The 15,702-nt window shown below is 67.0% G+C and carries 19 protein-coding genes; 14 read left to right on the top strand and 5 right to left on the bottom strand.

All coding sequences use genetic code 11. From position 1 onward, the window contains the following. Positions 1-56: 56 nt before the first annotated feature. From ABD002_RS14550 to ABD002_RS14530, 5 genes are all read right to left on the bottom strand, one after another. Positions 57-2,018, bottom strand: a complete 1,962-nt coding sequence (locus ABD002_RS14550; protein WP_343792358.1) for a transglutaminase TgpA family protein — start codon at positions 2,016-2,018, stop codon at positions 57-59. After that, positions 2,011-2,997, bottom strand: a complete 987-nt coding sequence (locus tag ABD002_RS14545) for a DUF58 domain-containing protein (RefSeq protein ID WP_343792356.1) — start codon at positions 2,995-2,997, stop codon at positions 2,011-2,013. Before ABD002_RS14545 ends, ABD002_RS14550 begins: the two co-directional genes overlap by 8 nt. Positions 2,998-3,001: 4 nt before the next feature. Further along, positions 3,002-3,952 carry an AAA family ATPase gene (locus ABD002_RS14540; RefSeq protein WP_343792354.1) on the bottom strand — a complete coding sequence of 317 codons (951 nt, stop codon included), beginning with the start codon at positions 3,950-3,952 and terminating at the stop codon, positions 3,002-3,004. 109 nt (positions 3,953-4,061) lie between these two features. Next, positions 4,062-4,643 carry a Maf family protein gene (locus ABD002_RS14535; protein ID WP_343793274.1) on the bottom strand — a complete coding sequence of 194 codons (582 nt, stop codon included), beginning with the start codon at positions 4,641-4,643 and terminating at the stop codon, positions 4,062-4,064. An 11-nt stretch (positions 4,644-4,654) separates the two neighbouring features. Then, positions 4,655-5,086: a hypothetical protein gene (locus tag ABD002_RS14530; RefSeq protein WP_343792352.1), complete on the bottom strand. Its 432-nt coding sequence runs from the start codon at positions 5,084-5,086 to the stop codon at positions 4,655-4,657. A 132-nt stretch (positions 5,087-5,218) separates the two neighbouring features. Here ABD002_RS14530 and ABD002_RS14525 point away from each other — a divergent pair, with 132 nt between their 5' ends. From ABD002_RS14525 to mltG, 14 genes are all read left to right on the top strand, one after another. After that, the gene (locus ABD002_RS14525) at positions 5,219-5,728 is read left to right on the top strand and encodes a YceD family protein (RefSeq protein WP_379988563.1); all 510 of its coding nucleotides are present in this window, start codon (positions 5,219-5,221) and stop codon (positions 5,726-5,728) included. 42 nt (positions 5,729-5,770) lie between these two features. After that, positions 5,771-5,965: a 50S ribosomal protein L32 gene (rpmF, locus tag ABD002_RS14520; RefSeq protein ID WP_343792348.1), complete on the top strand. Its 195-nt coding sequence runs from the start codon at positions 5,771-5,773 to the stop codon at positions 5,963-5,965. Positions 5,966-6,157: 192 nt separating this feature from the next. After that, complete coding sequence (locus ABD002_RS14515) at positions 6,158-7,129, top strand: beta-ketoacyl-ACP synthase III (RefSeq protein WP_343793272.1); 972 nt, start codon at positions 6,158-6,160, stop codon at positions 7,127-7,129. A gap of 15 nt (positions 7,130-7,144) precedes the next feature. Further along, a complete protein-coding gene (locus ABD002_RS14510; RefSeq protein ID WP_343792346.1) occupies positions 7,145-7,390 on the top strand; it encodes a hypothetical protein in 246 nt (81 codons plus the stop codon). Position 7,391: 1 nt separating this feature from the next. Further along, positions 7,392-8,342 carry an ACP S-malonyltransferase gene (fabD, locus tag ABD002_RS14505; RefSeq protein WP_343792344.1) on the top strand — a complete coding sequence of 317 codons (951 nt, stop codon included), beginning with the start codon at positions 7,392-7,394 and terminating at the stop codon, positions 8,340-8,342. Positions 8,343-8,450: 108 nt separating this feature from the next. Continuing rightward, the gene (locus ABD002_RS14500; protein ID WP_343792342.1) at positions 8,451-8,786 is read left to right on the top strand and encodes an ArsR/SmtB family transcription factor; all 336 of its coding nucleotides are present in this window, start codon (positions 8,451-8,453) and stop codon (positions 8,784-8,786) included. Continuing rightward, positions 8,779-9,213, top strand: coding sequence for an SRPBCC family protein (locus ABD002_RS14495; protein ID WP_343792340.1), 435 nt, complete (start codon positions 8,779-8,781; stop codon positions 9,211-9,213). Before ABD002_RS14500 ends, ABD002_RS14495 begins: the two co-directional genes overlap by 8 nt. A 163-nt stretch (positions 9,214-9,376) precedes the next feature. After that, positions 9,377-9,646 (top strand): DUF899 family protein, encoded by a 270-nt coding sequence (locus tag ABD002_RS14490; protein ID WP_343792338.1) that lies wholly within the window; start codon positions 9,377-9,379, stop codon positions 9,644-9,646. A 201-nt stretch (positions 9,647-9,847) separates the two neighbouring features. Further along, positions 9,848-10,174: a hypothetical protein gene (locus tag ABD002_RS14485; RefSeq protein ID WP_343792336.1), complete on the top strand. Its 327-nt coding sequence runs from the start codon at positions 9,848-9,850 to the stop codon at positions 10,172-10,174. Between the two features lie 221 nt (positions 10,175-10,395). After that, positions 10,396-11,139: a 3-oxoacyl-ACP reductase FabG gene (fabG, locus tag ABD002_RS14480; RefSeq protein WP_343792334.1), complete on the top strand. Its 744-nt coding sequence runs from the start codon at positions 10,396-10,398 to the stop codon at positions 11,137-11,139. 212 nt (positions 11,140-11,351) lie between these two features. Continuing rightward, complete coding sequence (gene acpP, locus ABD002_RS14475) at positions 11,352-11,591, top strand: acyl carrier protein (RefSeq protein WP_132000193.1); 240 nt, start codon at positions 11,352-11,354, stop codon at positions 11,589-11,591. A 211-nt stretch (positions 11,592-11,802) separates the two neighbouring features. After that, entirely contained in the window at positions 11,803-13,041 is a 1,239-nt protein-coding gene (gene fabF / locus ABD002_RS14470; protein WP_343792332.1) for a beta-ketoacyl-ACP synthase II, read from the top strand. Between the two features lie 140 nt (positions 13,042-13,181). Continuing rightward, on the top strand, positions 13,182-14,534 hold the full coding sequence (locus ABD002_RS14465) for an aminodeoxychorismate synthase component I (protein WP_343792330.1): 1,353 nt from the start codon (positions 13,182-13,184) through the stop codon (positions 14,532-14,534). Positions 14,535-14,637: 103 nt separating this feature from the next. Then, entirely contained in the window at positions 14,638-15,696 is a 1,059-nt protein-coding gene (mltG, locus tag ABD002_RS14460) for an endolytic transglycosylase MltG (protein ID WP_343792328.1), read from the top strand. Positions 15,697-15,702: the final 6 nt, after the last annotated feature.

Here is a 15,702-nt window from a genome sequence, read left to right as displayed (position 1 = left end):
TACCTGCCAAGTCCGCATGATACCGGGACGTGGCTGAATGCCCATTCGTTGCGCCATCATGATGTTTGTACGCGCTGGGGCACACGAAGTTTACGCACCGCCACGGTGAATGCGGCAATCCGTTCAGGTGCCGGTTCACCGATGCCGTAACGCAGGCTGACGTAGTCCTCGATCAATGGGTCGAGCATCGCGGACAAGGCCGGTGCCGCGGCATGCGCGCGTTGCCGCAGATCGAATGGGCCTTCGCTCGGGAGCGGCGCGATACCGGCGCGCGCGAGCCGCGTGCCGAGCCGCGCCCATGCCTGATCGAGCGCGTCGCCGTGGCGACGCGGGCTGCCCCACATCGCCCAGGCTGCCGCGATCAGCATCGCGATGCCGAGCGCCGCGGACAGCATGAGCAGCAGGTCGCCCGGATTCGCGTCGGTGACGCCGAACGGTGTCAGCAGGCCTTTCTGGCGCAGCGCATCGAAGCCGATGATGCCTTCGGTCCAGAGCCGGTTCGCGAAGTCGAGCTGGTTGCGTAGCCCGCGCAGCCAGTCCGATTGCGCCCAGCCGGCGCTGCCGTTCGCAGCCGCCGCTCCGCGTTCGATGCGCGCCGGACTGACTGCTGCGGTCGGATCGACACGCTGCCAGCCAAGACCCGTCATCCACACCTCGGCCCAGGCATGCGCATCGGACTGGCGCACCAGCAGGTAACGGTTCGCCGCGCTCCACCAGCCGCCCTGGTAGCCGGTAACCACGCGTGCGGGGATGCCGGCTGCGCGCATCAGGAACACGAACGCGGACGAATAGTGCTCGCAGAAGCCGCGTTGGGTGTCGAACAGGAAATCGTCGACCGAGTCGCGACCGAGCAGCGGTGGACTCAGCGTGTAGGTGAAGCTGGCGTGGAACAGCTCGAGCGTTGCATGGACGACCGCATCGTCGTCGCGGCCCTCGGCGCGCCAGCGCCCGGCCAGCGCACGCGAGCGCGGGTCGAAGGCGTCCGGCAACGCCAGCGCGCGGGTGCGCTGCGCAGTACTGAGCGTCGGCGCCAGCGTGTAGGCGGGGGCGGACTGCACGTGGTACTGGCGCGGCTGCACGACCTGCGCGTTCGCGATCAGGGTGCGGTCGGCGCCGAGTCGGGTGGTCGCGGGCGCACCCAGCGGCAGGTCCAGCGCGGGCAGCCAGCGACGATCGGTCGGCTCGAGCGTGATCGTGTAGTCGATCGGCGCGCCGGCGTCTTTGAGCGCTTCGGGTGGTCCGTAGTCGTGCAAGCGGCCGCGCGTCCAGTTGGTGCCGTCGAAATCCCAGAGCACGATCGCGCGGAAGTAGCGCTGCTGCGGCGGCGGTACGGCTCCATCGAAGTCGACGCGAAACGCCGGCGAGTCATCGATCAGCAATTGCGTGAGGTCGCCCGGCGCCATGCGTTCGCTGAGCCCGGTGCGCGCGAGCGTGTCGTTGCCGGGCGAACCCCACAGCGGCGAGCCGAGTCGCGGTACCAGCACGAACGCGGCAGCGGCGAGTGGCAGGCCGGCGCCGAGCAGCAGCGCGGCGAGCCGCAGCGGCGCACGCCAAGGTTGCGACGGCGCGATCGGCGCCGGCTGCAGCGCGACCAGCGCGGCGAGCAACAGCACGAGCACGGCGCAGATCAGCAGCGTGAACAACAGGCTCTGCGCAAACAGTAATGCCGACATCAGCACGAATGCCGCGAAGCCGAGTGCAACGCGCGCGTCGCGCACCTTCTCGGTCTCCAGCAGCTTCAGCGCGAGCAGGCCGCAGCCGAGCACGCTGCCGGGTTCGCGACCGAACACGTTGCCGAAGTTCGTGATCACCAGTACGAAAAGCAGCGCGGTCAGTGGCAACCGGATCCAGGCGCCGACGGCGGCCGCGCCGCGCCGTCGCGTCCATGCGCGCAGCGGCAGCAGGATCGCGAGCGATGCGGCCAGCCAGATCGGCAGGTGACCGAGGTGCGTCGCCAGCGTCGCCGCGACAGTTGCGGTCAGTATCGCGAACTGGCGATCGTCGAGGCGCTCAGTCATGCGCGCCATCCGCCGGCAGCAACGCAAGCGCGCGCAGGCACTCGCGGCGTTGCGACGCGCCGAGGCCGGGGCCGATGGTCTCGTTCGGAAGGCGCAAGGTGTAGCTGCGCTGCGCGGATTCCGCGATGAGCACCCACGCGGTGAGCCGGCGGATACGCGCTTCGGTGTCGAGGCCGCGCAGGCCGGCGTAATCGAGCGTCAGCGCCTCACCCGAGCGACGTTCGACGTCGCGGACCAGCAGGCTGTCGTGGCGCACCGAGGCCTTCCACGCGATCAGTCGCGAGGCATCGGTCGGGTGATAGTCGCGCAGCCCGGCATGCTCCTCGCTGGCGCCGGCATTCAGCTGCTCGCCGAGGCGACCGTCGCCGGAAGGCAGCGGTGGCGGCGGCGTTTCGCGCGCCGGATAGATGAGGAATTCGCTGTCCGGATGCAGCCAGCTCCACAACTGGAACAGCCCGAGCGGGTACTCGGTCCAGACACGAATCCGGCCGGGCCGGAACCAGCCGCGCCGGGTGTCTGGCACGCTCAGGGCGGCGTCACAATCCACATTCGCCTGCACTGCGAACGCGGTTTCGGTGTCACCGCGGCGCAGGCGCAGGCTGGGGCGTACACGCGCGCCGGGCGTGAAGCACAGATGCAGCCGCAGTGGCTCGCCCGCATGCGTCTCGTCGGCGCGCAGCCGTTGCAGCGAAAGGCCGCTCAGGATGCGAAAGCCGAAGAACACGCTCGCGCCCGCGGCCGCGCCGAGCAGGCAGGTCAAGAGCAATGCCGGGTTGTTGCCGTAGTTCAACGCGCCGAGCAGCATCACGAACAGCAACGCGGCGAAGCCGAGACCGAAGCGCGTCGGCAGCACATAGATGCGGCGGCGGTCGAGCCGGATCGGCAGCGGTTCCGTGCGGCGCAGGCGGGTCAGCGCGGGGAGGCGGCGTTCGGCCGCGGCGAGGACACGCGTGCGCAGCCCGGCGATCGACGCGGACATCGGCTCACCGCACCGGCGTCGACTCGAGCAATTGCAGCGCCAGCTTGTCGCGATCCACGCGCGCGCCGGCACCCGGAGTCAGGCGATGGCTGGCGACGAACGGGAACACCGCCTGCACGTCCTCGGGCACGCAATGCGGGCGCCCGGCGAGCAGCGCATGCGCGCGCGCCGCCGCGAGCAGTGCGAGACCGGCGCGTGGCGACAGGCCGACGCGGATTTCCGCATGCGTGCGGCTGGCGGCCAATAATGCCTGCACATAGTCGATCAGGGCCGGGCTTGCGAATACCGCGGTGCAGGCGTGGCGCAGCTCGATGATCTGTTCCGGTGTCAGGCACGGCGAAAGCGCCTCGATGACGCCGCGGCGGTCGGCCGCGCCGAGCATCGCGCGCTCGGCGTCACGGTCCGGGTAGCCAAGGCTCATGCGCAGCATGAAGCGGTCGAGCTGCGAATCGGGCAGCGGCCAGGTGCCCGCGAGGTCGAGCGGATTTTGCGTCGCGACCACGAAGAACGGCGGCGCCAGCCGGTGCGTGGTGCCGTCGACGGTCACCTGCTCCTCGGCCATCGCCTCGAGCAGCGCGCTCTGCGTCTTCGGCATCGCGCGGTTGATCTCATCGGCGAGCAGCAATTGCGTGAACAGCGGACCGGGGTGGAAGCGGAAGCGGTTCGCCTCGCGTTCGTAGATGCCGACACCGATGATGTCCGACGGCAGCAGGTCCGAGGTGAACTGCACCCGCTGGAAGCCGAGCCCGAGCGTGGCCGCGAGCGCATGCGCGAGCGTGGTCTTGCCGACGCCGGGCAGGTCCTCGATCAGCAGATGGCCGCCGGCGAGCAGGCAGACGAACGCGAGGCGGACCTCGCGGCGCTTGCCGAGTACCACGGTGTTGACCTGGGCGATCGCGCGCGCCAGCGGATCGCGCAGTTCGGTTGGAAGGGCGGCTTTCGGCGATTCGATCATGACGTTCGATCTGGGTGCTTGGCCGTGCAACGCAAGGCATGCCGGAGCCGGCAGTGTAGCGACGCGCGCTGGTCGGTGAACGCGCGCCCCATCGCGCTTCGGGCACGGGTTACGGCAACGCCACGCCGGCCGCGCGCAGCAGCCGCGCCAGTGCGATCAGCGGCAGCCCGATCAGCGCGGTCGGATCTGCGGTCTCGATGCGTTCGAACAGCGCGATGCCGAGTCCTTCGGCCTTGAAGCTGCCGGCGCAGTCGAGCGGCTGCTCGGCAGCGACATAGCGGGCGATCGTTTCGGCGTCCAGACGGCGGAAAACGACGCGCGTGAGGTCGATTTCGGCATGCGCCCGTGGTGGGCGGGCACGCGTGTCGATCAGGCAGATCGCGGTGCGGAAGACCACGCTGCGGTCGGAACACGCGGCGAGCTGGGCGCGGGCGGCGTCCGGAGAGCCGGGTTTGCCGATCGCGCTTCCGTCGAGGTCGGCGACCTGGTCGCTGCCGATGACCAGCGCGTCCGGGCAGTTCGCAGCGACTGCGCGGGCTTTTGCTTCCGCCAGGCGCGCGGCCAGGACGACGGGTGTTTCGCCGACCTGCGGGGCTTCGTCGACATCAGGGGCCAACGCACGGAATGGCAGGCCGAGGCGCGCCAGCAGCTCATGCCGGTAGCGCGATGTGGATGCCAGCACCAGATCGATGCGGGCGGGCGTCATCGCAGCGTCGCGCGGGTGTGCTCGAAGTCGGCGCGCACGTCGGCGAGGCGTGCAAGCTGGGTCGCCAGCGCGGATCGCGTGGAGGCCAGCGCATCGCGCGCAGAGAGCAGTTCGGTGTAGGTGGCTTGTGTCGCATGTTCCTTCAGCCAGAGCCGGTGCGCGAGCAGGTCGCGCAAGGCGTCCTGCACCTGCGGCTCGGCCGCCAGTGTCGTACGGGCCGACAATTGGTCCGATGGCGGCAGGTTCGCGGTCAGTGCCGGGATCTCGCGCAGCCGCGTGCGGCATTCGAGCAGCTCGCGCTCCAGCGCGTCGGCCAGGTCGAGAATCTCGCCGAGCAGGCGCGGCTTGCGGCGCAGCTGGCGCTCACGCAACCAGGCGAGGAGTACGACCAGCAGCGCGGTCGCGGCACACAGGAGAAGGATGGTCACGGCTACCTTGCTGGCGGGAGGGCGTGGGCCGGTATACCCGGCTTCGCCTAGTCTGCTGTCCGGGCCGGCGGGGGGCAAATCCGGCGATTCGGGTTGACAGGGCAGGGGTGCGCACCTACCATCGCGCGCCCTATGTCTTCGGCCCTGCCAGATCGCGTGGATGTTGCACGCCAAGTGCAGGCGCGGCGCACATTCGATGGTGTGCTGCCGCTGGCCTCGATGCATCGTTTGCGCGGAAGCCTCGTCTCGGATGAGGGCGAGGCGCACTATGCGGTCGAATTCGGCAAGGACGGGCTCGGTGTCTCCTACCTCGCGCTGCGCGTGGAGGCGGGATTGCCGCTGCTCTGCCAGCGTACACTGGAGCCCTTCGTTTATCGTGTGTCGATCGACCAGCGTCTCGGGTTGATCGCGGACGAAAGCGAAGAAGCTTCGCTGCCGCCGGGTTACGAGCCGTTGCTCGTGCCGGAGGGTGAACTGGTGATCGCCGATGTGATCGAGGATGAACTGATTCTCGCGTTGCCGGTGGTGCCGCTGAAGCCTGGCGCTCCGCTGGAGTGGAGTGACCGTTCGGACGACGAGGTGCCGTCCGATACCAAGCCGACCAGCCCGTTTGCGGTGCTCGGGACGCTGAAAAAACATTGAAAGCGGTTCGCAGCACAATGCGGACCACAACCGGAGAGTGTCATGGCTGTTGCCAAGAGTCGCAAAACCCCTTCCACGCGCGGCATGCGCCGTTCCCACGACGCGCTGACCGCCAAGCAGCTGTCGACCGATCCGACCTCGGGCGAGGTGCATATTCGCCACCACGTCACCAAGGACGGCTACTACCGCGGCAAGAAGGTCATCGAGTCGAAGACGCAGGCTCGCAACGAAGACTGAGTCCTTCGGTTGCGCGACGCCCCGCAAGGCATCGCGCCCGGATGAAGGCCGCGGGAGGGACATCCGCGGCATGGTCGCTTGGCGAAGCCGGGAAGGCGAGGCTTGGCGGCACCGCCCACCGCAGCGCGGCGGGCGTCAGGACGAGTCAGGCGTTCGTCGCCTGATTCCGCAAACATCGACCGGGGAACGACCCTGATCTACTCACGCATCGCCGGCACCGGCAGTTACCTGCCGGAGAAAATCGTCACCAACGCCGACCTCGAGAAGCGCGTCGACACCACCGACGAGTGGATCGCCTCGCGCACCGGCATCCGCGAGCGGCGCATGGCCGCGGACGGCGAGACCACCGGCGATCTGGCCTTCTACGCGGCCACCCACGCGCTCGACGCGGCCGGCATCAAGGGTTCGGACCTCGACCTGATCGTGCTCGGCACGACCACGCCGGACATCATCTTTCCCTCGACCGCCTGCCTGCTGCAGCACCGCCTCGGCGCGAACGGCTGCGCCGCGTTCGACGTCAATGCCGCCTGCTCGGGCTTCATGTACGCGCTCGGCGTGGCCGACCAGTTCATCCGCAGCGGCCAGGCGAAGAAGGCGCTCGTCGTCGGCGCCGAGACACTGACGCGCATGCTCGATTGGAGCGATCGCTCCACCTGCGTGCTGTTCGGCGACGGTGCCGGCGCGGTCGTGCTGGAAGCCTCGAGCGAACCCGGCATCATCACCACCAAGTTGCACGCGGACGGCGCCTACAAGCATCTTCTGTACAACCCGGTCGGCGTTTCCGCCGGCTTCCAGCTCGGTGAGCCGAACGCCGGCGTGCGCGTGCTGATGACCGGCAACGAGGTGTTCAAGGTCGCGGTGAAGACGCTCGACCGCATCGTCGAGGAGACGCTCGAGGCGGCCGGCATGCACGAATCCGACATCGACTGGCTGATTCCGCACCAGGCCAACCTGCGCATCATCGAGGCGACCGCGAAGCGCCTGAAGCTGTCGATGGAGCGCGTGATCGTGACCGTCGACCGCCATGGCAACACCTCATCCGGCTCGGTGCCACTCGCGCTCGACGAAGCGGTGCGCTCGGGCAAGGTGAAGCGCGGGCAGACGCTGTTGCTGGAAGCGTTCGGCGGCGGCTTTACCTGGTCGTCGGCGTTGTTGAAATACTGACCGGCTGCTGCGGCGATGTTGTCGGAAGCGATCGACGCTGTCGCCGCCGCCTTGAAAGCGGTTTTCATCGCTTTCGTCTGGAACATCGTGCTGTTCAACCTCGGGCGTTACGCGCTTCTGCTGATGACGGCGGGGCGCTACCCGCACGGCCGCCTTCTTGACGCCCACGTCAACCGCATCTGCGCGGCTGGCTTCGCCGTGCTCGTGATGGCATGGTCCATGCTCGCGCTCTACAACAATCTTCATACGGAACACGTTTGAGATGAATACGCATTCCTCCGTGCTCGCGTTCGTCTTTCCGGGCCAAGGCTCGCAGTCGATCGGCATGCTGGCCGAACTCGGCGAGCTGCATCCGCAAGTGCGCGAGACGTTCGCGGAAGCGTCCGAAGGCGCGGGCGTCGACTTGTGGGCGTTGTCGCAAGGCGGCCCGGAAGCGATGCTGAATCGCACCGAATACACGCAGCCGGCGCTGCTCGCGGCCGGTGTAGCGGTCTGGCGCGTATGGCTCGCGGCCGGTGGTGTGATGCCGGCGCGGCTGGCCGGGCACAGCCTCGGCGAATACACCGCGTTGGTCGCGGCCGGCGCGATCTCGCTGCACGATGCCGCGCACCTCGTGCGCATCCGTGGCCAGGCGATGCAGGAAGCTGCGCCGGAAGGCGTCGGTGCAATGGCCGCCGTGCTCGGCGCGGACGATGCGCTGGTCGAGGAGGTCTGCCGCGAAGTCTCGGGCGATCATGTGGTCACGCCGGCGAACTACAACTCGCCCGGCCAGATCGTGATCGGCGGCCACGTGCAGGCCGTCGACGCCGCGCTGGTGAAGCTCACCGAACGTGGGGTGCGCAAGACGGTCAAGCTGGCGGTCAGTGTGCCTTCGCATACGCCGCTGATGCGCGAAGCCGCGAATCGTCTCGCCGAGGCGATCAAGGCCTACAGCTGGAGCCAGCTTCGGATTCCGGTGGTGCAGAACGTCGATGCCCGCGTGCATCCCGGACTCGCGGAGATCCGCGAATCGCTGGTGCGCCAGCTCTACCTGCCGGTACGCTGGACCGAATGCGTGCAGGCGCTCGCTGCGAACGGTGCGACACGCATCGCCGAATGCGGGCCGGGCAAGGTGCTGACGGGTCTCGTCAAGCGCATCGACAAGGCGATCGACGGTCGCGCGCTGGGTACGCCAGGCGAATTCGACGCGGCGCTGGGCGACTGGCGCGGCTGAACGCTGCACCGCGCACCGCTGCACCTCAAGCTTCCCTGCTGAATGCACGCGCTTGACGCGCTTTTTGAGTGGCGTATTATTCAACCTAAAGGTTGAATTACTGCTGCCATGTCGAAACTCGATCTCGCGTTCGCCGCGCTTGCGGATCCCACCCGGCGCCGCATCGTCTCCCGCCTGACACGGGGCGAGGTGCGCGTGACCGATCTCGCGCAGCCGTTCGACATGTCGCTCAACGCGGTGTCCAAGCATGTGAAGGTGCTGGAACGTGCCGGGCTCGTGCGCCGGCACCGGCATGGGCGCGAGCATTACCTGCACCTGCGTGCGTTGCCGTTGCGCGAGATCGCGCGCTGGGCGTCACAGTACGAACGCTTCTGGAACCAGCGTCTCGATGCGCTGGGCGAATTTCTTGCGAGGACCGACAACGGGGAGAAAGTCGATGACTGAGCGCAATGAAAAAGCGATGGGGCCGTTCAGCACCAGCGTGCCGCGCACCTACGAGGCGAGTGCGGAGCGCATGTTCGACGCCTGGGTCAATCCGGCCAGCGTGAAGGCGTGGCTCGCCGACGGCCAGAACGCGAGCGTCGATCCTCGTGTGGACGGTCTGTTCTACATCGAAATGCCATGGCAGGAGCGCATCTATCCGCACTACGGCCGCTACCTGCGCGTCGAGCGTCCGCGCCTGCTCGAATTCACCTGGGTCAGCGAAGGCACGCAGGGCAAGGAATCGGTCGTGACGATCGAGCTGACGTCGCGCGGCAAGCAGACCGAGCTGCGTCTGACCCACGAGGGACTGCCGACCGAGGCGCTGGCCGAAGACCATCGTGGCGGCTGGTCGCAATTCCTGGAATCGCTGATCAAGCGTCTGGTCTAGAAGAAGACAACCGATGTGCGCTATCTGCACGGCGTGCCGCGGCAACGGACGTCACGCTGATCGCCGTTTCGCGCGCGTCGCCGGAAAAAAATCGCTGCATACAGGAAAAGAATGGGATGGACGTCCAAGTGGGTGTCGTCCGGCAACGGCGATCGATGAGGAGGTGGCGAACAAGAAGGCCTACTACAACTTCACGCTTCAGGATCCCGCGCTCTCCGAACGCGAGGGAGTCAGCGTGTTCTGCAAGGATCCGTCAGGCCAGGTCTTCCATACGTACTCGACCTCGACCTATGCGCGTGGCCTCGACATGCTGAACGTCGCCTATCACTACCTCGACATCGTGCCGGCGAGGCGCGACGAGGGCGATCGCGGCATGTACTGGCTGCGCCGGCACGACGGGTACGGCAACCTGGGTGCCGCCTGTTGCCATTGACGGCATATGCCGCGCTCCGGCGATTCCATGTAAGGTCCGTGCCTTCGGATCGCGTACGATCGATGCGGGATCGTTCGCTGGCATACCACTACCGGGAGGGGCTGTATGCGGTGGAAGATTCTTTGGTGCGCGCTTTTCGCGATATCACTGAGTGCATGCTCGCATCGCACGGACGTCGACAGGGATCTCTCCAGCCTCGGATTGCCGTCCACCCAGCTGGTCGGGCACTGGGGTGACGGCAATGACGAGCTGTATTTCGACGCGGTCGACCCGACCTACAAGACCGGCGGCTATGTCCTGATGCATGTCCATCCAGTCAGGGGGGGGTTCCACCACCAATACAGAGTCGACGCCGAAGATCCCGGGGATCAGCACATCGCTGCCACGTTGCTGTTCGCCGATGGCAGTCGACGTGACGAGAAGTACGTGATTTCAGAAGACGGCAAGTCGATGACATCGACCACGACGATTACCGGCATAGAGACCCGTTCGAGCTGGCGTCGGGTCGACGACAAGACCCGTCCCTGATTCGCCACTTCTGGCCGCCCGTACCGCACCAGCGCGAAGCGGCGTGATGCGACAGGGGATTTGCGGCTCGCTGGAGAATCGCCAGTCGGCCCAGGCCGGCGTGCAGGGCACCAACGATTCCGTGTAAGGTTCGCGCCCTCGCGTTTTTGAACAGTGCAGGCATGGATGGTTGCTCGGTCTTTTGCGATCATGGACGATCGCATAAACGAACGGGCCGGACGATGGGCAAGCTATTCGAAGGTGAAATCGCGCTGGTCACCGGCGCGAGCCGCGGTATCGGCGCGGCGATCGCGGATGAACTGGCGGCGCTCGGCGCGAAAGTGATCGGCACCGCGACGACGGAAGCGGGCGCGAACGCGATCGGCGAACGTCTCTCCGCGCATGGCGGCACCGGGCGCGCACTGAACGTGACCGACGGCGCTGCGGTCGAGGCGCTGATCGATGCGATCACGAAGGAATTTGGCGCGGTCTCGATCCTGGTCAACAACGCCGGCATCACGCGCGACCAGTTGCTGATGCGCATGAAGGACGAGGACTGGCAGGCGATCCTCGATACCAATCTGAGTTCGGTCTATCGCTGCTCGAAGGCGGTGCTGCGCGGCATGGTGAAGGCGCGCAAGGGCCGCATCATCTCGATTGCCTCGGTGATCGGCCTGACCGGCAATCCGGGTCAGGCGAACTACGCGGCGGCGAAGGCCGGCATCATCGCGTTCTCGAAGTCGGTGGCGCGCGAGATCGGCTCGCGCGGCATCACGGTCAACGTCGTCGCGCCGGGTTTCATCGATACCGACATGACGCGTGCATTGCCGGAAGAGCAGCGCAACGCGCTGCTCGGTCAGATTGCGCTCGGTCGTCTCGGCGCCGCCGACGATATCGCCAAGGCGGTCGCGTTTCTGGCTTCGCCGGCGGCCGCGTACATCACCGGCGAGACGCTGCACGTCAATGGCGGGATGTACATGCCCTGAGGATCGAGGGAAGCGGGTGTGCAGTCGGGCGCTGCCGTCGGAATACCCGTCTGTGGCGCGGCCGCTGGCGGCGAATCCCGATTTTGGCGCCGTCGCACCTCATCCCTAGCCCCTGTTCCCTGCTTCATCTACAATGCGGCGTCTTTTTCGGGCTCGGCGCCGCCGAATGCGCCGCCCGCCGCACGAATTCCCATCGGGAGGTACAGGTACACATGAGCACTATCGAAGAGCGCGTCAAGAAGATCGTCGTCGAACAGCTGGGTGTGAAGGAAGACGAGGTCACGCCGAACGCGTCGTTCGTTGACGACCTCGGCGCGGATTCGCTGGATACGGTCGAGCTGGTGATGGCGCTCGAAGAGGAATTCGAATGCGAGATTCCGGATGAGGAAGCCGAGAAGATCACCACGGTCCAGCAGGCGATCGACTACGTGAAGGCACACGTCAAGGCCTGAGCCTCGGCCTCAAGCGTCACGCGATGCTGCGCCCACGAGGCGCAGCTTTCGTTTTACTCGTGCGATCATCCATGATCGCCGCAATCGAGAAGTATGGTCCTGCTTGCGGGCATCCTCGGCCGTGAGAGTCCAGAAGCGGCCATCCTTGGCCGCACTTTTCGACAAGAGCAATCGCGATCTCGCCGATCGCTGGAATCGAGAAGTTTTAGCCATGAGCAAGCGTCGCGTCGTAGTCACCGGTCTCGGCATCGTCAGTCCCGTCGGCAACGACGTTGCGAGTGCGTGGGCGAACATCACGGCCGGACGCAGCGGCATCGGCCCGATCACGCATTTCGATGCGTCGACGTTCCCGACGCGCATCGCCGGTGAGATCCGCGACTTCGATCCCGCGCAGTACGTGGCGGCGAAAGACGTCAAGAAGATGGACCCGTTCATCCACTACGGCATCGCCGCCTCGGTGCAGGCGCTCGCGGATGCCGGTTTGCATCCGCACGAGCACGACGAGGAACGCATCGGCGTCGCGGTCGGCGCCGGCATCGGCGGCATCGCGACAATCGAGAAGACCGCGATCACCTATCACGAACACGGCCAGCGCAAGATCTCGCCGTTCTTCGTGCCGAGTTCGATCATCAACATGGCGTCCGGCAACCTGTCGATCATGCTCGGCCTGAAGGGTCCGAACATCGCCTGCGTGACGGCCTGCACCACAGGCACGCACAACATCGGCCTCGCGATGCGCATGATCCAGTACGGCGATGCCGACGTGATGGTCGCCGGCGGCGCTGAATTTTCGACGGTCGGCACCGCGGTTGGCGGCTTCTGCTCGGCGCGCGCGATGTCCACGCGCAATGACGAGCCGGAGAAGGCCAGCCGTCCGTGGGACAAGGACCGCGACGGCTTCGTGCTCTCCGACGGCGCGGGCGTGCTGGTCATCGAGGACTACGAGCATGCGAAGAAGCGTGGCGCGCGCATCTATTGCGAGCTCGTCGGCTTCGGCATGAGCGGTGACGCGTTCCATATGACCGCGCCGATCGAGAATGGCGAGGGCGGCGGACGCTGCATGGCCGCGGCCGTCAAGGACGCCGGGTTGAACCTGACCGACGTGCAGTACATCAACGCGCATGGCACCTCGACCCCGGCCGGCGATGTCGCCGAGGTTTACGGCATCAAGGGCGTGTTCGGCGATCACGCGAACAAGCTGATGGTCAGCTCGACCAAGTCGATGACCGGCCATCTGCTCGGTGCGGCGGGCGGTGTCGAGGCGATCTTCTCGGTGCTCGCGTTGCGCGACAACGTGGTGCCGCCGACGATCAACCTCGACAATCCGGGCGAAGGCTGCGACCTCGATTTCGTGCCGCACACCGCGCGCGAGGCGAAACTCGATGTCGTGCTGTCGAATTCATTCGGTTTCGGCGGTACCAACGGCACCCTGGTCTTCCGTCGCCTGTAGGAGCGGCTTCAGCCGCGATGCTCTCGCTGCCGAATACCGTTCTCACCCAACCCTCCCTCCTTCGACCGCGCTCAGGACAGGCTTGAAGGGGAGGGCTACAGCATCGCGGCTGAAGCCGCTCCTACAGGAAGCGGCAGGCGATGGTTTCGCTCATTCGTGAACTTCCGGGCGCTCGCGACCTGCTGTCGCTCGCTGCTGCCAATCCCGCCCGTTATCCCGGCCTGCTCGAAAGCGTCGCGCGTGGCAACGCGCGGGCGCGCTACGACATCCTGTTCGCGTTTCCGGAAGCCACGCTGCGGCTCGATGCGGATGGGGTGCGCGATGCACACGGCCAGCGCGTTGGTGCGCGCTTCCTGGAAGCACTGGACGAGGCGTGGCGTGCCGCGCGGTTGCCGCGCGCCGACGCGGTAGAGCTGCCGTTCCGTGGCGGCTGGCTGCTCTATCTCGGCTACGAACTCGCGGCCGAGATCGAGCCGAGCCTGCATCTGCCGGCGCCGCGCGACAAAGCGCTACCGATGGCGCTGGCGCTGCGCTGCCCGGCCGCCGTCGTCGTGGATCACGAGCGCGAACGCACGGTTCTGGTTGCCGAGGCAGGGCGTCGCGACCTGCTCGACCGCTTGCAGGCCGATCTCGATGCGGCGCCCGTGCTGCAACCTTCGCCGCTTGTAGTTTCTGCAATCGGCGAGGACGCGCCGGCAGATTTTCTCGAGGGCGTTGCGCGCATCCACGAGCATCTGCGCGCCGGCGACGTTTTCCAGGTCAACCTCTCGCGCGAATGGCGTGCGCGCTGCACGGCCGCGCCGGCCGCAGCGGATCTCTACGCCGCGTTGCGGCAGGCGAATCCGGCGCCGTTCGCCGCGCTGCTGCAAACGCAGGACTGGGCGATCGCGAGCTCGTCGCCGGAGCGCCTGATCGAAATCCGTGGCGACACGGTGCAGACGCGACCGATCGCCGGCACCCGCCCGCGCGGCGTCGATGACGACGCAGTGATGGTCCGCGAGTTGGTCGGCCATCCGAAAGAACGTGCCGAACACGTGATGCTGATCGACCTGGAGCGCAACGATCTCGGCCGCATCTGCGTGCCCGGCAGCGTCGTCGTCGACGAGGTCATGGCGGTCGAGAGCTACGCGCATGTGCACCACATCGTTTCGAATGTGCGCGGTACCTTGCGCGCCGGCATGACACCAGGACAGGCGATCCGCGCGGTGTTTCCGGGCGGCACGATCACCGGTTGCCCGAAGGTGCGTTGCATGCAGATCATCGCCGACCTCGAGCGCGTCGGCCGCGGCGCCTACACCGGCTCGCTCGGCTATCTGAACCGTGACGGCGACCTCGACCTCAATATCCTGATCCGCACCCTGACCCTGCGTGGTGACGAGGTGAGCTTGCGCGCCGGCGCCGGCATCGTCGCCGACTCGATCGCGGAACGCGAGCTCGATGAGACACGCGCGAAGGCGCGCGGCATGTTGCGCGCACTGGGTGCGCAGGGCTGAAGGCCGAGAGCGACGCACCGGGGCGACGATGGATGCCGTTTCAGCTCCTGATCACCCCAATCCCTCGCTCTCCGCTACCCAATCCGGTTACGCTGCCCGACCTATGCCGACCTTCCGAAACCCGCTGAATCCGCATGCAGTGCGAGGGGGCGCCGCGATGCGCCTGCTGATCCTCCTCGTGCTGCTCATGATCGTCGGCGTCGCAGTCGCCACCTGGCTCGACTACCGGCGCTTCACCGAGTCGCCGCTGCCCGGCGCGCACGCCGATGCGACGATCGATATCGCACGCGGCGCGCGCTACCGCGACATCGTGCGCCAGTTGCGCCGCGAGCGCGTCAGCCGCGCCGCACCGCTGTACTGGCGCCTGCTGGGGCGCGAACTCGGCGTCGCCGGTCGCCTGCATGCCGGCGAGTACGCGCTGCCGCCGGGGATCACGCCGCGCGAACTGCTGCGCCGCATGGCCGCCGGCGAGGTTGTGCAGCATCGTTTCACGATCGTCGATGGCTGGACGTTCAGGCAGCTGCGGCTCGCGCTCGCTGCGGAAGCCGGACTCGTACAGACCTTGCCAGGCGCATCCGACGAGGACATCGCCCGACGTGTCGGTATTGACGACGGCAAACCGGAGGGCTGGTTCCTGCCGGAAACCTATGCCTGGGTGAAGGGTGAGTCCGATTTCGACGTGCTCAAGCGCGCGCGTGCGTCGATGCAGAAGACCCTGGACAAGCTCTGGGCCGCGCGCGGAGCCGACGTTAACCTGGATGCGCCATACCAGGCACTGACCCTCGCCTCGATCGTCGAGAAGGAGACCGCGCAGCCGAACGAGCGGCCGCTGATCGCCGGCGTGTTCCTGCGTCGCCTCAAGTTCCGCATGCGCCTGCAGACCGATCCGACCGTGATCTACGGCCTCGGCGACGCCTACGACGGCACCATTCACCGCCGCGATCTGGATACCGACACGCCGTACAACACCTATACCCGCGATGGCCTGCCACCAACGCCGATCGCCTTGCCGGGTGCAGTCGCGATCGAGGCGGTACTGCATCCGACTGCGGGCGACGCGCTGTACTTCGTCGCACGTGGCGACGGCAGCCACGAATTCTCGCCGACCCTGGACGCGCACAACCGTGCGGTGCAGAAGTACCAGTTGCACCGGAATCCATGAACGGAC

Origin of the sequence: Dokdonella soli (genome assembly GCF_039523175.1) — a bacterium.
Classification (GTDB): Bacteria; Pseudomonadota; Gammaproteobacteria; order Xanthomonadales; family Rhodanobacteraceae; genus Dokdonella_A; species Dokdonella_A soli.
Note: the sequence above shows the minus strand (reverse complement) of the source record. Positions and strands in the feature narration are given on the sequence as shown.